Source organism: Alteromonas sp. V450 (assembly GCF_001885075.1).
Taxonomy (GTDB): Bacteria; Pseudomonadota; Gammaproteobacteria; order Enterobacterales; family Alteromonadaceae; genus Alteromonas.
This window is the reverse complement of the sequence record NZ_MODU01000004.1, coordinates 1,151,271-1,164,963: the sequence shown is the minus strand read 5'-3', so window position 1 is coordinate 1,164,963 and position 13,693 is coordinate 1,151,271. Positions and strand designations below refer to the sequence as shown.

Below are 13,693 nucleotides of genomic sequence, written 5' to 3'. Positions count from 1 at the left end.
CACATTTAAGGTGAACAACGCTTGCTCACACCGCACGCTCTATATCGCTGTATTTTCTCATAAAAAAAGCCCCGTAGTAACGAGGCTTTCTAAGATATTTAATGATTTAAATCATTAATCATTTGAAAGGCTATAAACATATGCCGCAACAACGTGAATTTTGTCATCACCCAACGTTTTCTTGAATGAAGGCATTACACCGTTACGACCATAAGTAAGCGTTTCTGTTACCGCTCTGTGGCTGCCGCCGTATAACCAGATGTTATCGGTAAGATTTGGTGCACCAAGCATTTGGTTGCCTTTTCCGTCCATACCGTGACAAGCTGCACACGCTGCAAAGCGCGCTTTACCTGCTTCAGCAAGCTGAGGGTCTACATCGCGACCGCTTAAACTAAGTACGTAGTTAACCACTTCTTCGATACCGTCTTCACCCATAGCATCTAGCCATGCAGGCATAGCTGCTTTACGACCAAGCGTAAGAGTTTCAACGATTTTCGCACCTGAACCACCGTACAACCAGTCGTTGTCCGTTAGGTTAGGGAAGCCGCCATTTTGACCACGTGCATCAGAACCGTGACACTGAGAGCAATTTTGTAGGAACAAACGCTGACCTACTTTATTAGCTTCAGGGTCTTTGGCAAGTTCCTCAACAGGAATTTGCGCATACGCTTCAAAAATTGGGTCGAACTTGTCAGCAGCAAAATCAAGCTCACGATCGTACTTTACAATGTAACCTTGTTCTTTTGCGTCAGCGCGAGCCTGTGCAGACTCCTCAAGTGAGCGGATGTCTTGGTTAGAGCTTCTCCAGCCAAGTACCCCCTCGTAGGCGCCCAAACCAGGGAAAAGCGCTAAATATAGAAAACCCCAAACGATGGTGATGTAGAACATAATTGTCCACCAGCGAGGAAGTTGATTATTTAACTCCTCGATACCATCAAACTCGTGCCCCATTGACTCACCTTCTGGCACACCCGTCTTGTTAGAAAGGCACCAGCGCAGAAGGAAGTAGCAACCAATGATTAACCCAAGGGTTATCACTGAAATCCAAATTGTCCAAAACATACTCATGAGTTCAAGACTCCTGCTAATCTTCTTTTGATTTTTCTTTTTCTTCGTCTGCAAACACAAGGTTTGCAGCTTCATCGTACTTTTTCTTGTTGCGACTGCTAAATGCCCACAGCACAACACCGATGAAGCTTACAAAGACGATGACAGTAAAAATGCTGCCTACTATTCCTTGATCCATATTATTTCAAATGTGTGCCAAGAGATTGTAAGTAAGCAATGAGGGCTTGCATTTCAGTTTTACCCTGTACTGCCGATTTTGCACCCGCGATATCTTCGTCGGTATACGGAACACCGAAGCCACGGAACACTTCCATTTTTTCAGCGGTTAAATCGCCGTCAAGTTTGTTTTCCGCAAGCCACGGGAAACCTGGCATGTTCGACTCAGGTACTACGTTACGAGGGTTTAGCAGGTGAACACGGTGCCACTCATCGCTGTAGCGACCACCTACACGTGCTAGGTCTGGACCAGTACGCTTAGAACCCCAAAGGAAAGGGTGTTCCCATACTGATTCACCAGCAACGCTGTAGTGACCGTAACGCTCTGTTTCAGCGCGGAATGGACGGATCATCTGGCTGTGACAACCTACACAGCCTTCACGGATGTAGATGTCGCGGCCTTCAAGCTCAAGCGCGGTATAGGGACGTAGGCCCGTTACCGGTTCCATTACTTGCTGTTGAAACATCAACGGCGTAATTTGAACCATGGCACCAAAACTGATAGCGATAAGAATTAATACCGTTAACAGGCCAACGTTCTTTTCAATTAACTCATGTGCGTTTTTCATTATTCGTCTCCTTTACTACGCTGGCTGAGTCGCTGGATCTGCAGCGATACTGCCTTTAGGTGCACGAACGGTCTTCCATGTGTTGTATGCCATAACCAGCATACCCGCAACCACGAAACAACCACCAATGAAACGAACTACATAGAACGGCTTAGACGCCTCTAATGACTCAACAAAGCTATACGTTAATGTGCCGTCTGCGTTAACCGCACGCCACATTAGACCTTGTAGTACACCAGACATCCACATTGCTACGATGTACAGAACAACACCGATAGTAGCAAACCAGAAGTGTACGTTAACTAGCTTGGTGCTATACATAGCGCGCTGACCGAATAGCACTGGGATTAAGTGGTAAATTGAACCAATTGAAACCATTGCAACCCAACCTAGGGCACCAGAGTGTACGTGACCGATTGTCCAATCAGTGTAGTGTGAAAGTGCATTAACAGTCTTAATTGCCATCATTGGGCCTTCGAAGGTAGACATACCGTAGAAAGACAATGAAACAATGAGGAAACGCAATACTGGGTCGGTGCGAAGTTTATGCCACGCGCCAGACAGCGTCATAATACCGTTAATCATACCACCCCAAGATGGAACAAATAAGATGATGGACATCACCATACCCAAAGACTGAGTCCAGTCAGGTAGGGCAGTGTAGTGAAGGTGGTGAGGACCAGCCCAAATATACAAAGAAATCAGCGCCCAGAAGTGCACAATAGATAGTCTGTATGAATAAACCGGACGACCAGCTTGCTTAGGTACGAAGTAATACATCATGCCCAAGAAGCCCGCTGTTAGGAAGAACCCTACCGCGTTGTGCCCGTACCACCATTGCATCATTGCGTCTACCGCACCTGCATAAAGTGAATATGACTTAGTGAAAGAAACAGGAATTGCCATACTATTACCGATGTGAAGTACCGCAACAGTAAGCATGAAGGCACCTAAGAACCAGTTTGCTACATAAATATGGGAAACTTTACGTATAACTAGCGTGCCAAAAAAGTTGATGATGTAAGCAATCCAAACCAATGCCAAAAGAATATCAATTGGCCATTCTAGTTCAGCGTATTCCTTAGAGCTGGTAAGTCCCATTGGCAGGGTTACAACAGCTAGAACGATAACGGCTTGCCAGCCCCAAAAGGTAAATGCGGCAAGTTTGTCACTGAACAGTCTAACCTGGCAGGTACGCTGAACGATGTAGTACGACGTCGCGAAAAGTGCACATCCGCCAAAGGCAAATATAACGGCGTTAGTGTGCAACGGACGCAAACGTGAGAATGTTAGCCATGGTGTGTCAAAGTTGAGCATAGGAGCAAACAATTGCGCAGCAATAAATACCCCTAGACCCATACCAATGATACCCCAGACTATTGTCATGATGGTAAATTGCCTGACCACTTTATAATTGTAATCAGGTTGTGCTTGGCTTATTTCACTCATTTTAATGAATCTTCCACTTCAAATGAACTATGGTCTCCAACCGCCGAAATAGTGCGATGTGGGTGCTACTAAAAAGGTATAAACACTTCACACCGAGCTTGGAAAGAGTAATAATTATAGTCTCCAAGCCAGTTGGTACGCGGATGATAAGGTTTTTGATAACAAAAAGATACCATAAACTACGGAAGCTTGATCTCCATCAATGAAGAAATACATAAAATTTAAGAAATGCTAAATAAAGGTAACAATAAAAGTACAAAAATTTTACAAAAGCAGCTTCCATTGCTAGCGATTATTATTGTGGCTATAGGTATCTATTTTGCGCAAAAATATCAGTCATCAGCGTTCGGTGGCAGTGACCTTACTAATGGAATAGGAAATAGCTGTAATTTTGTCAACAAAACTTGCGAATTCTTAATTGACGAACAGCTAGCCATTGCAAGATTTTCGGTACAGCCTTTACCTGAAGAATCGACCACATTATCAATAGCGCTGCCAGAAGATATGAAAATACAAAGCGCGTGGATAGAAGGCGTAAATATGTACATGGGAAAAATTCCAGTGTTACTCGATTCCAACGGCAAAGGCGCATGGACGGGGTGGTTCATGTTAGGAAGCTGCAGTGAGCCCGTTATGAAGTGGCAACTACGTTTGAATATAGAAGGAGAGGAGGCTCCTACGTATCTTTATTTTGTTACTGCGCAGCAATAATAAGCAGCATATGGACGGGGTCTTGTAAAAATTAAACGACAAGCGCGGTTGCCCTTGCCGTTTAATATGAAAAGTAAAGTACGGCGATTACCGGTTTACATCTGTGACTGCAAATAATTTTGTAGCCCTAGACGCTTGATGAGACCGAGCTGCTGTTCTAGCCAGTGCGCATGGTCCATTTCTGTATCATCTAGTAATACAATTAGCATATCTCGAGTTACGTAATCTTTCTCAGTTTCACAAAGTGCGATAACTTCTCGAAGCTTGGCGTCAACTTCATATTCAACGCGCAAGTCGCTTTCAAGCATTTCTGGAACATCTTTACCAACTTTGAACCCTGTACGCTTGGTCATATCAGGCGTGCCTTCTAAAAACAGCATGCGTTCAATTAACTTGGTAGCGTGTCCACGTTCGTCGTCAAATTCGTGATCGATACGTTCGTATAATTTGTTGAACCCCCAATCCAAATACATTTGTGAGTGAATGAAATACTGGTCCATCGCGGCTAACTCGTAGGAAAGTAAGTCATTTAAACCGTTGATGATCGCCTGGTTGCCTTTCATTAGTCATCTCCCATTACTTGCGCTTGTAGGTAATTCTCAATACCCATAGCATCAATCTGATATTCTTGCGTTTCAATCCAGTCCAAATGTTCTTCTTCATATTCAAGAAGATCTTCTAGTAAATCGCGAGATACGTAGTCTTGTTTTTCTTCACACAACGCGATGGCATCGCGCAATAGGGGAAGTTGTTCTTTTTGAAAACGCGCATCGCATGCCAACATTTCGACAGTGTCTTCACCAATGTAAAGTTTTCCTAGTGCTTGAAGGTTAGGAAGGCCCTCAAGAAATAAGATGCGTTCGATGAGGTCGTCCGCCTGCTTCATATCTTTGATGGACTTTTTATAATTTTTCTCGTTAAGTTCAGAAAAACCCCAGTTTTTGAACATCCTAGCGTGCAGAAAGTATTGATTTATAGAAGTAAGTTCGCATGTCAGAACTTCATTCAATTTTGCTACAACTTGTTTATCGCCTTGCATTGGAAAAGCCCTTTTAACCTAATTATCGAAATACTAGCGCAGACAAAGCGATATGTCAAAAAAGTCTTTGAAAAACAGTTATTTACAAACGATAACGTTTCTCAATTCATCCATTGTTCGCATTTAGAACTGCATTACTGTTGTGAATGCGCATAAGCAAGGCTTTCTTCAGCAAAACCTAGCCCCGCCTCTGTAAAGAAGTTAAACACTTTGTCGACGCCGTTTTCAAGTAAGTATGATACTTCATCCTCATAACGTGCAATCGCTGCAACTTTTCCTGTGTAGCCGGCATTTTTAAGCTGGCGCGTTATATTGATAGAATCCTGAATAGATGGCAGGGCAAGCAGAACGAGTTGTACCTGTTTGATATCTAGGTTATCCCATAAATCCACATCTTCGCCATCACCGCAAATTACGTTTAATCCTTCATCAGACATTTCTTTTATTTTTACGCGGTCGGCATCCATACCCCATACATTCACATCGCTGAGTTTGGAAAGCGCATTGAATGCACCACGACCAACACGCCCCATTCCTAGTACTAGAAATTCAGCATTGTGAAGCGTGGGGTAGACGTCTTCTTTCAAACGTTCGTTTTTTTCAAAACGTTTTATCGTGTCTTTGTGGTCATGATATTGAGAATGTGAATTACGATAGAGCACACTGGTAATGACAAATGATATTGAGACTGCTAAGGCAATAACGACCAGCCATGTGTTTGCTATTAAACCCAAGGAGACTGCAAGCGCCCCTACGATAAGCCCAAATTCGCTGTAGTTAGAAAGTACTAAACTGCTTAAGTACGCCGTTCGGCCGCGCAGTCTCAACGAGGTAAATAGACCGAAAAACAACACTGCTTTTAACGGAATAAACAAACAGAACACCACAGCAAGTATAATCATACTAAGGTCTGGCAGAGCGGTGAGGCCAATAGTGAGAAAGAAGCCAATTAAAAAAAGATCCTTGAAGCTTAATAGCGACTTTGCAAGTTCTGATGCTTTTTCATGCTGGGCTAACATGATACCAAAGATGAGCGCGCCTAGGTCGCCTTTAATATTAACCAGTTCAAACAAATGATAGCCACCTAGAGCGAGGATAAAGCCAGTGAGTGGGAGCAGTTCACCATGGCCCGACTTATTTATCATTTTGTTTATGATAGGCATTGCTGGGAATAAGGCCAACAAGGCGAGGGCCCACACAGAAGGTAATTTTCCAGTTGCAGCCACAAGAAAAATGACAGCAAAAACGTCCTGCATAACTAAAATGCCTATGGCAAGGCGGCCGTGGCGGGTTTTACTCTCGCCACTTTCTTCTAGCACTTTAACTACACACACGGTACTGCTGAAGCTAAGTGCAAATGCGATAAGCGCAGCACTTTTCCAAGTCAGACCGTCAACGAAATTGGCGGCAACCGTACCTATTGCATAAACACTACAGGTAATAACGCCTACCCATATTAAGGTATGTGAAACACTTCCTGCCCAAACTTCTCGACGACTTAAATCACGGATATTAAGTTTCAATCCAATGGTGAAGAGCATGATTGTGATGCCCAAGTTTGCGATTTGGGTTAAATCGTCAGTGAGTGTGTAACCTGCAAAATTCAACAAAAAGCCAGCCACGAGATAGCCAACTAAAGGAGGAATGCCGATAAGTTTAACCGTTAAACCACAAACAAATGCGAAAACAAGAAATGCATACTCCATGAATTACCTTTCAAATTGTTGAACGTAGAATACGTTACGTTTTACAGAACACATCTTTTACTAGCTATCGATAATGACAAATCGTTTAGCTAATTCTTCAGAACAGAAATGATAGATTAACATGCGATAGTTTGTTTTCGCAGCTAAAAAAAGTATTGATACGCACCGCTATGGTTACGCGTAATCACTTCTTGGTGTCGTGTATATTTACACTATTATATTTAAAATCAGTTGCTTATCGCTGAAACAAATCTAATTCTCGATTTGCGGTGTAATGAACACCAGATTAGGCATAGTATCGTGTTTAAACATGGCTGAATTTAAGAAGGAACCTTCATGCGTTTAACTATATTAACCACACTGGGTTTGCTCGTTGCTGCTAACGTTGCAATAGGTTTGCTTTGGGCCCCAATTTGGTGGTTTTTAATGCTAAGTGTCGCGCTGTTGATTTTTGGCCTTTATGATGCGATGCAGATTAAACATGCCATATTGCGAAACTTTCCTCTTGTGGGACGAATGCGCTGGACGATTGAGGGATTACGTCCCTACATCCAACAATACATAATTGAAACGGATACTGGTGGAGCGCCTATCTCTAGAATGTTTCGCTCCATTGTTTATCAGCGTGCGAAAAACAGTAGAGAAACAGTGCCTTTTGGTACTCAACTCGATACGTACAAAGATGGCTATGAGTGGATAGGTCATTCGTTATCTGCCCGAGAGGTTGAAGATATGAATGAAGATCCACGTATTACGGTAGGCGGCCCGCAATGCAAAAAACCGTATCGTGCAAGCGTCCTCAACATAAGCGCGATGAGTTTTGGAAGCTTGTCGAAAAACGCTATTTTGGCACTAAATAAAGGTGCCGCTAAAGGTGGCTTTTATCATAATACGGGCGAGGGAGGGTTAACCCCATACCACCTTGAAAATGGCGGCGATATTGTCTGGCAAATAGGAACGGGGTATTTTGGCTGTCGTACTAAAAACGGCGGATTCGACCCTGTTCAGTTTGAAGAAAAAGCTAAGCTAGATAATGTGAAAATGATTGAAATAAAGCTTAGCCAAGGCGCAAAACCTGGACACGGTGGTATTCTTCCTGCTTACAAAAATACGCCCGAAATTGCAAAAATAAGAGGCGTGGAGCCAGGAACCCAAGTTGATTCTCCACCCAGACATAAGGCCTTTTCTACACCACTTGAAATGATGGATTTTATCAGTCAATTACGTGTTTTAAGCGGGTACAAACCTATAGGTATAAAGCTAGCGCTTGGACGGAAAAGTGAATTCATCGCCATGTGTAAAGCTATGGTAGAAAAGGGAATTACACCCGATTTTGTTACGGTTGACGGTGGTGAGGGTGGGACCGGCGCCGCACCGCTTGAATACACTAATTCCGTTGGATTTCCGCTTCGAGAGGCGTTGGCATTTGTTGATGACTGCCTTACCGGATTTGGTCTTCGAGATAAAATTAAAATTATTGCTTCTGGAAAAATAATAACCGCTTTTCAATTAGCTAAAAACCTAAGCCTGGGAGCAGATTTGTGTAACAGTGCTCGCGGAATGATGCTGGCACTCGGATGCGTACAGTCATTGTCATGTAACACCAATAAGTGCCCGACTGGCGTAGCAACACAAGATCCAAAATTGGCCAAGGGCTTGAATGTAGACGACAAATATGAGCGTGTATACCGTTTTCACAAAAAGACAATTCACGCACTAATGGATATTTTGTCTTCAACCGGCCATGCTAAAACCAGTGAATTAAATCGCACCCATATATTTAGACGGGTGAATCAATGCCAGGTGGCCAGGTACGACGAGATTTTTCCATTGGTTAAGACTGGAAGTTTTCTAACTGAAGATGTGCCCGACAGATTCAAATTGCATCTTGAAGAAGCAAATGCGGATAGTTTTATGCCCTGCAGTCTACTAGCCGAAATAGAAAAAGAAACGAAAGCGGTGTCGTAACGTAGGCGGCACCGCGAAAATAATCGCTGAAATTAACCAATAAGCATGACTTTTGCCCCTTGGATTTGCAGCAATGTGAGTAATCTAGGCGAAATCATTCATCAGGTTGTGTATTAGGAACACGTAATTGATACAGTCGGTAATCGCTAGTTCTATAAGGTGTTACTTTATATTTGGGCTGTAAGTAAGCAACCAGATCAATAAGTTCAGATACAGTGAGTTCGTCATTTACCACTCGCATTAGTGAAACCCCATCCTCACTCGTAAAGCTTGCGGGCTGACGCGGCGTAAGTTTGTGCGAGGGGTTAATAATACTGGTCACGAGTTCTGCGTAAGTTTTGATCCGTCCGCTACTTCCGCCTAGAGGTATAGCTTTAGCCACTAAATATTGCGTGTCTTCTGACTCTTTTTCACCCGCGATCCTATGGCAATCCTGGCATTGGTATTTCTGAAAAACTAAGTAACCTTTCTCCATATCGCCTTCAGGTAAACTAAAACCGCGGGGAGATTGTGCGCCTTGTTCACAGCCAAAAAGAAGAAGTGTAATTGTTAACAGTATTGTTTTGTTCATGATCTAATACCTCGAAAATATTGAGCTACGAGCCTTAATTTAATTATGAACAACTTTGAGATAGTAATATTGACCTAGCGCAAAGAATATTTATTTGTGTATCCCTAGTATTTAGCTAACGCATTAAGTGCGAGAAAGTGAAACTAACTTTTATCCAATACTAAGGGGTTACACAAATGCAGAACTACGACACAATTTTAGTTCCTATTGATATATATTCCGACTATGAACTGGTAGTTAACAAGGCGGTTGCGATAGCAGGTGATAGTCGAAAGTTACATCTCTTATACGTTGCTTATCCACAAACAAATGTCGAACCATATGGTTTGTTTCTTGAAAGAGATTTTTCTGAAGAGGTAAGAGTGCAAGCGCTAAGGCTATTAAAAGATGTAGCGGCAAAACACGATATTCCGCATAACCAAGTAAACGTTGAAATAGGTTCGCCTGCGGATGAAATTCATCATATGGCTGATAAGTTGAGCGCTGATCTTATTATTTTAGGCACTCACGGGCAAAGTGGATTGCGTCTTTTACTTGGTTCAACAGCGAATGCTGTCTTACACGGTGTCAAAACAGACGTGTTAGCGGTAAAAATATAATTATGCGTTTGGCATATAAAGACCCACTCAATGAAACTTAAGTTGTGCATAATTGCGGCGACCTAGCGCAGGTATAGTGGTGTTTCATTAAGATAAGAAAATTAAATTGAAAACAGTGCGATTTTCGTTGGCAATAAAGATTAATCGTCATCGAGATGTAACGCGACATGATTAGCATAAAGCGGGTGTGTAACTAATTTTAAAACCTATTCATCATGATAACTAAACGGTCGGGCATTGCGCGGATATTCTACGCCACTTATTATTCGTTTAAAGGACTTCGCGCTGCATTCAACAGTGAAGCCGCGTTTAGACAAGAAGTTGTTACTCTGCTAGTACTCATGCCAGTAGCATTTTTAGCTGACGTTTCAAATGTTGAGCGAATACTACTGATCGCCACTTTATTAATTGTTCTTATCACGGAGTTGCTAAATACGGCGATAGAAAAACTTTGTGACCATGTTAGTACAGATATTCATTTACTGATCGGCCGCGCTAAAGACATTGGCTCGGCCGCAGTATTTATAAGCCTTCTTCTGGCTGGATTTACCTGGATTAGTATTCTCTGGTAGCGTGACCAACGCCGAAAGCCCTAAATTAAAGGGCTGTTATCTTTTTGTCACAACACTCTAATACTAGTGTACGAATGGTACTGTCTAAGTTCTTGATATGCGAATAATGCAAAGAAGTTTCTCCACCTTGCTCAATATCTTTAATAGTGAAGACCACATCATCGCTGCGGGACGTGACACAAATACGCAAGTAATCTTGTGAAACAGCGTAGGGTACATGCAAATACAACGGCTCGTTGTTAGCGCTTAAATACTCTATTGCCTCTTTTTGTGATGTAAATGGGTCTTGCTTTTCAGGTTGAAGCTTCCACGAATTGGAGGGAACAACCATTTCGGCGAGCAATTTTCCATGCTTTGTATTGATTGCGCTACTCATATAACTCTCCTTTTACTCTAGCGTAATAAATTTGTGAGCCTTAATTAAAGAGAAATAGTGCTCTTTATTTCGGGCTATGTAAGTTGTACGAGCCCCCTCAAGATTCAGATTCCTAATGATCGATATGGTGACAGCAACGATAACGTTATAGTATATTTGTAAATTACGCGTAACCGATGATTTTAAATATATGTATATTTTATAACTACTTATCGTTTTCTCTTTTCTGATAATTTTGCCATACCGCCACGTTTTACGTTAGCTTGTTTTGTATAGTGACCAGGCATTTCAGGTGAATGCCAGCCCCCGGCAAGTTGAAGTTCGGGTAACGATGCGCCGTCTTCTGCGAGCGAAACGGCACCTCCAACACGACCGCTATGAGGTGTAATATTTTCGGTGATGCCTGCGCGCTCGGCAATGCGTTGCCAAATTCTGTAAATGCTTGAGTAGTTGAGTACATTTGCTTGATGGTTAGGAATGTTTTCGTTAAACGGCAAAAGCGCGGTTTTATGATTGGTTAATCGTCTGAACAGGACCCCTTTACGAATTCCTCGTAAATCAGAGGAAAGACGGGGCGCTTTTGTTTTGGGATCAATATTAGCTTCACTGATATACTCATTAACCATAGAAATGGTGCTAGACGATACATAGCGATATTGACCTTGCCCCGACTGGTCGCTTTTAGAAGAAACGACTAATAATGTATTGTTTCGTGAAGATATATCTTCAACGCAAACCCGCACAACTTCATCAGCACGAAGTAACGCATCGAACATAAGGTTTATGATCGCGAGATCACGAAGCTCAAGCAAAGAGTCTGGTATTACAGCATTGTTAATTTGTTCGACCATATCAATGGTAAGTGGAACGGCTTGTTTATGCGATAACCGAAACTTCCTGTTTTCTATAAGTGAAAGGCGAATAAAATCCCTCAAGTAAGCAGAACTAACTATTGGGTTGGGCAATTTGGCCACTCCTAAGAATTTACTTAGTGCAGATAACCTACGCTTGATGGTTCTATAGGCTAGGGGAGAATGACAGAGATCTTCAACGTAGTGCTTAATACAGCTTTCGTTGTGTTCAAAGTTATTTTTAAAGCCGTCAAAGCCTGAATACTTACAAAATATAGCGAACTCATTATAGTCACTGATATACGCGCGTTGAGTATTGTATGGAAGCTTAGTAAATATGTCTCGATAATATTGTTGATAATCGCTGTCAAAACTTACCTCTAAAGAAGCTTTGTCATTTGTGGCCAAACTGGTTGAATTAGGCGAGTAGGGGGTGTTCTGAGTTTTACCCATGGGGCTATTAATAACAGTTGCTTGATCACTACTTTTGTTAATACTGCACGATGTCAGTTGTGAAAGAGTAAACTTAGAAGACATAGAATAACCTGATGATTACATTTTTGAAGTATTATGCTAGATTAGCTAAATTGATGTAAAGTATTGATATACTTGAATATTCACGCATGATAACTGTAATTATCATGCGTGAATATTCAAAGCTATCTGCCTTTACAAGCAAATTTAATGCATTATTAATGTGTATCTACTTTAGCACGGCACTGTATATATAAACAGTTAAGTATGTAATTCATCATTGTTACTTACACGCAAAAGCTAAACTTAAACCTAAACCTAAACTTAAACCAAAAGTTGCGTAGTGTGATTAGACTTTTACGAAGATTGCAAAGCACTATTAGCAATTTCATAATCGCGCGCTACGTGAAATCTGCAAGGTAGATACCTTAATTCTCAACTAGAATTTACGTAGCGGCGCCTAAAAAATGAGCGAAATATTCTGAAGTTGCATGCGCTATGGCTTGCAGCAAGGTTTTTTTCCGCTAACTAAGCAGTTCGGGTAAATAACAAAGACTTTGTTCTACATGTCGAAAACTACCGTTAGTATTTATTAGATAGGGATAGTAGCCAATTGTTTCATAATTATCTGTTAACGCGTTGAAGACAGCGCAGAAAATTCGGCTTAAGCTTATCGGCAAGATTTGCTTATCCAGACCAAAGCAATAGGCGTATCTCAATTTCCTAGAATACTTTGTGAATTTCGATGAACTGTTAAATACCAAAATAGCATCAAACCTGAAATTATATTTCCTTATTAACTCATTCTTTGATTTTGCAGTAAATCACTGGGACTATAATTAGCTATTTAATCAAAACGAATACCTATAAAAAGCACGTTTTTAAACAATAGATTAGTTATCTATTGATGTTAAAAAGCTAAAGTAATTAATTAGAAGAAATAGAGTGAAAGCAACCATTTACAACACACTTTATTAAAACCACATAAACGTAACAGCTCCACATCTTTAAATCACTTAAACTAGTTAAATAGGTGAGTTATTAATTAGCGTCATTTACATCTTCCACGACCTTGACAAGCAAATAACATTGTCTATTTAACATAATATACATTATGCGTAATTAAGTATATGGACGATTAGGGCGATGATGCCGCTTTATTTGCTTAGTTTGTTGGCTGTGATTACTTACAGACTTTTATGCGTGGATGCTGTGTTAGTTCAACATTTGGTTTCGGGATTGTGCGTGCACATTGCACTTGCGTCGGTGCTTTTAATTTAAAACCGATAAGATGATTTGATTTGGTTATGTCTTAATAAACGTAGAAAATTGAATCGTACGCTACGTGAAATCTGCAGCATGATACCCCTGATTTTTTAATTTCATTCACGTAGGACGCGGTTATTAAATTGACCTTTTTCTTGTGTTTAGACGTTATCTTTTCGTCTTACGTGTGGTTGCCTCTTTAGTTTATAAATTTAAAAGAATGGCCTATAGTTTAAAATTTAATTAAGCCACGGATAA

At 41.3% G+C, this 13,693-nt stretch carries 14 protein-coding genes; 4 read left to right on the top strand and 10 right to left on the bottom strand.

What is annotated here, in order from left to right; translation table 11 throughout:
* Nucleotides 1–114: 114 nt before the first annotated feature.
* From ccoP to ccoN, 4 genes are read right to left on the bottom strand one after another with little or no spacing between them, the layout of a single operon-like run.
* Entirely contained in the window at nt 115–1,068 is a 954-nt protein-coding gene (ccoP, locus tag BK026_RS05040) for a cytochrome-c oxidase, cbb3-type subunit III (RefSeq protein ID WP_071814845.1), read from the bottom strand.
* A gap of 16 nt (nt 1,069–1,084) precedes the next feature.
* Nucleotides 1,085–1,246, bottom strand: coding sequence for a cbb3-type cytochrome c oxidase subunit 3 (locus BK026_RS05035; RefSeq protein WP_071814844.1), 162 nt, complete (start codon nt 1,244–1,246; stop codon nt 1,085–1,087).
* A 1-nt stretch (nt 1,247) separates the two neighbouring features.
* Nucleotides 1,248–1,853, bottom strand: a complete 606-nt coding sequence (gene ccoO, locus BK026_RS05030; RefSeq protein WP_071814843.1) for a cytochrome-c oxidase, cbb3-type subunit II — start codon at nt 1,851–1,853, stop codon at nt 1,248–1,250.
* Between the two features lie 15 nt (nt 1,854–1,868).
* Nucleotides 1,869–3,302 (bottom strand): cytochrome-c oxidase, cbb3-type subunit I, encoded by a 1,434-nt coding sequence (gene ccoN / locus BK026_RS05025; RefSeq protein ID WP_071814842.1) that lies wholly within the window; start codon nt 3,300–3,302, stop codon nt 1,869–1,871.
* A gap of 282 nt (nt 3,303–3,584) precedes the next feature.
* Here ccoN and BK026_RS05020 point away from each other — a divergent pair, with 282 nt between their 5' ends.
* Entirely contained in the window at nt 3,585–4,013 is a 429-nt protein-coding gene (locus BK026_RS05020; RefSeq protein WP_256253680.1) for a hypothetical protein, read from the top strand.
* 95 nt (nt 4,014–4,108) lie between these two features.
* Here BK026_RS05020 and bfr (BK026_RS05015) read toward each other — a convergent pair whose 3' ends face one another.
* The 3 genes from bfr (BK026_RS05015) to BK026_RS05005 form a co-directional block, all read right to left on the bottom strand.
* Complete coding sequence (gene bfr, locus BK026_RS05015) at nt 4,109–4,576, bottom strand: bacterioferritin (protein WP_071814840.1); 468 nt, start codon at nt 4,574–4,576, stop codon at nt 4,109–4,111.
* A complete protein-coding gene (gene bfr, locus BK026_RS05010) occupies nt 4,576–5,052 on the bottom strand; it encodes a bacterioferritin (protein WP_071814839.1) in 477 nt (158 codons plus the stop codon). The genes bfr (BK026_RS05015) and bfr (BK026_RS05010) overlap by 1 nt, the downstream gene beginning before the upstream one ends.
* A gap of 134 nt (nt 5,053–5,186) precedes the next feature.
* Nucleotides 5,187–6,758, bottom strand: a complete 1,572-nt coding sequence (locus tag BK026_RS05005; protein WP_071814838.1) for a cation:proton antiporter family protein — start codon at nt 6,756–6,758, stop codon at nt 5,187–5,189.
* A gap of 336 nt (nt 6,759–7,094) precedes the next feature.
* Between BK026_RS05005 and BK026_RS05000 the strand changes: the two genes are divergently transcribed.
* Nucleotides 7,095–8,726 carry an FMN-binding glutamate synthase family protein gene (locus BK026_RS05000; RefSeq protein WP_071814837.1) on the top strand — a complete coding sequence of 544 codons (1,632 nt, stop codon included), beginning with the start codon at nt 7,095–7,097 and terminating at the stop codon, nt 8,724–8,726.
* A 94-nt stretch (nt 8,727–8,820) separates the two neighbouring features.
* Here BK026_RS05000 and BK026_RS04995 read toward each other — a convergent pair whose 3' ends face one another.
* A complete protein-coding gene (locus BK026_RS04995) occupies nt 8,821–9,297 on the bottom strand; it encodes a c-type cytochrome (protein ID WP_071814836.1) in 477 nt (158 codons plus the stop codon).
* A gap of 176 nt (nt 9,298–9,473) precedes the next feature.
* Between BK026_RS04995 and BK026_RS04990 the strand changes: the two genes are divergently transcribed.
* Both BK026_RS04990 and BK026_RS04985 read left to right on the top strand, forming a co-directional pair.
* A complete protein-coding gene (locus BK026_RS04990) occupies nt 9,474–9,896 on the top strand; it encodes a universal stress protein (RefSeq protein WP_071814835.1) in 423 nt (140 codons plus the stop codon).
* A 215-nt stretch (nt 9,897–10,111) separates the two neighbouring features.
* Entirely contained in the window at nt 10,112–10,468 is a 357-nt protein-coding gene (locus tag BK026_RS04985) for a diacylglycerol kinase (RefSeq protein ID WP_071814834.1), read from the top strand.
* 25 nt (nt 10,469–10,493) lie between these two features.
* Here BK026_RS04985 and BK026_RS04980 read toward each other — a convergent pair whose 3' ends face one another.
* Both BK026_RS04980 and BK026_RS04975 read right to left on the bottom strand, forming a co-directional pair.
* Nucleotides 10,494–10,844: a hypothetical protein gene (locus tag BK026_RS04980; protein WP_071814833.1), complete on the bottom strand. Its 351-nt coding sequence runs from the start codon at nt 10,842–10,844 to the stop codon at nt 10,494–10,496.
* A 209-nt stretch (nt 10,845–11,053) separates the two neighbouring features.
* On the bottom strand, nt 11,054–12,232 hold the full coding sequence (locus BK026_RS04975) for a tyrosine-type recombinase/integrase (RefSeq protein ID WP_071814832.1): 1,179 nt from the start codon (nt 12,230–12,232) through the stop codon (nt 11,054–11,056).
* Nucleotides 12,233–13,693 lie beyond the last annotated feature (1,461 nt).

Coding starts and splice junctions, on each gene's coding strand:
- ccoP (WP_071814845.1), bottom strand. CDS start 1,068: ATGAGTATGTTTTGGACAATTTGGATTTCAGTGATAACCCTTGGGTTA.
- BK026_RS05035 (WP_071814844.1), bottom strand. CDS start 1,246: ATGGATCAAGGAATAGTAGGCAGCATTTTTACTGTCATCGTCTTTGTA.
- ccoO (WP_071814843.1), bottom strand. CDS start 1,853: ATGAAAAACGCACATGAGTTAATTGAAAAGAACGTTGGCCTGTTAACG.
- ccoN (WP_071814842.1), bottom strand. CDS start 3,302: ATGAGTGAAATAAGCCAAGCACAACCTGATTACAATTATAAAGTGGTC.
- bfr (WP_071814840.1), bottom strand. CDS start 4,576: ATGAAAGGCAACCAGGCGATCATCAACGGTTTAAATGACTTACTTTCC.
- bfr (WP_071814839.1), bottom strand. CDS start 5,052: ATGCAAGGCGATAAACAAGTTGTAGCAAAATTGAATGAAGTTCTGACA.
- BK026_RS05005 (WP_071814838.1), bottom strand. CDS start 6,758: ATGGAGTATGCATTTCTTGTTTTCGCATTTGTTTGTGGTTTAACGGTT.
- BK026_RS05000 (WP_071814837.1), top strand. CDS start 7,095: ATGCGTTTAACTATATTAACCACACTGGGTTTGCTCGTTGCTGCTAAC.
- BK026_RS04995 (WP_071814836.1), bottom strand. CDS start 9,297: ATGAACAAAACAATACTGTTAACAATTACACTTCTTCTTTTTGGCTGT.
- BK026_RS04990 (WP_071814835.1), top strand. CDS start 9,474: ATGCAGAACTACGACACAATTTTAGTTCCTATTGATATATATTCCGAC.
- BK026_RS04985 (WP_071814834.1), top strand. CDS start 10,112: ATGATAACTAAACGGTCGGGCATTGCGCGGATATTCTACGCCACTTAT.
- BK026_RS04980 (WP_071814833.1), bottom strand. CDS start 10,844: ATGAGTAGCGCAATCAATACAAAGCATGGAAAATTGCTCGCCGAAATG.
- BK026_RS04975 (WP_071814832.1), bottom strand. CDS start 12,232: ATGTCTTCTAAGTTTACTCTTTCACAACTGACATCGTGCAGTATTAAC.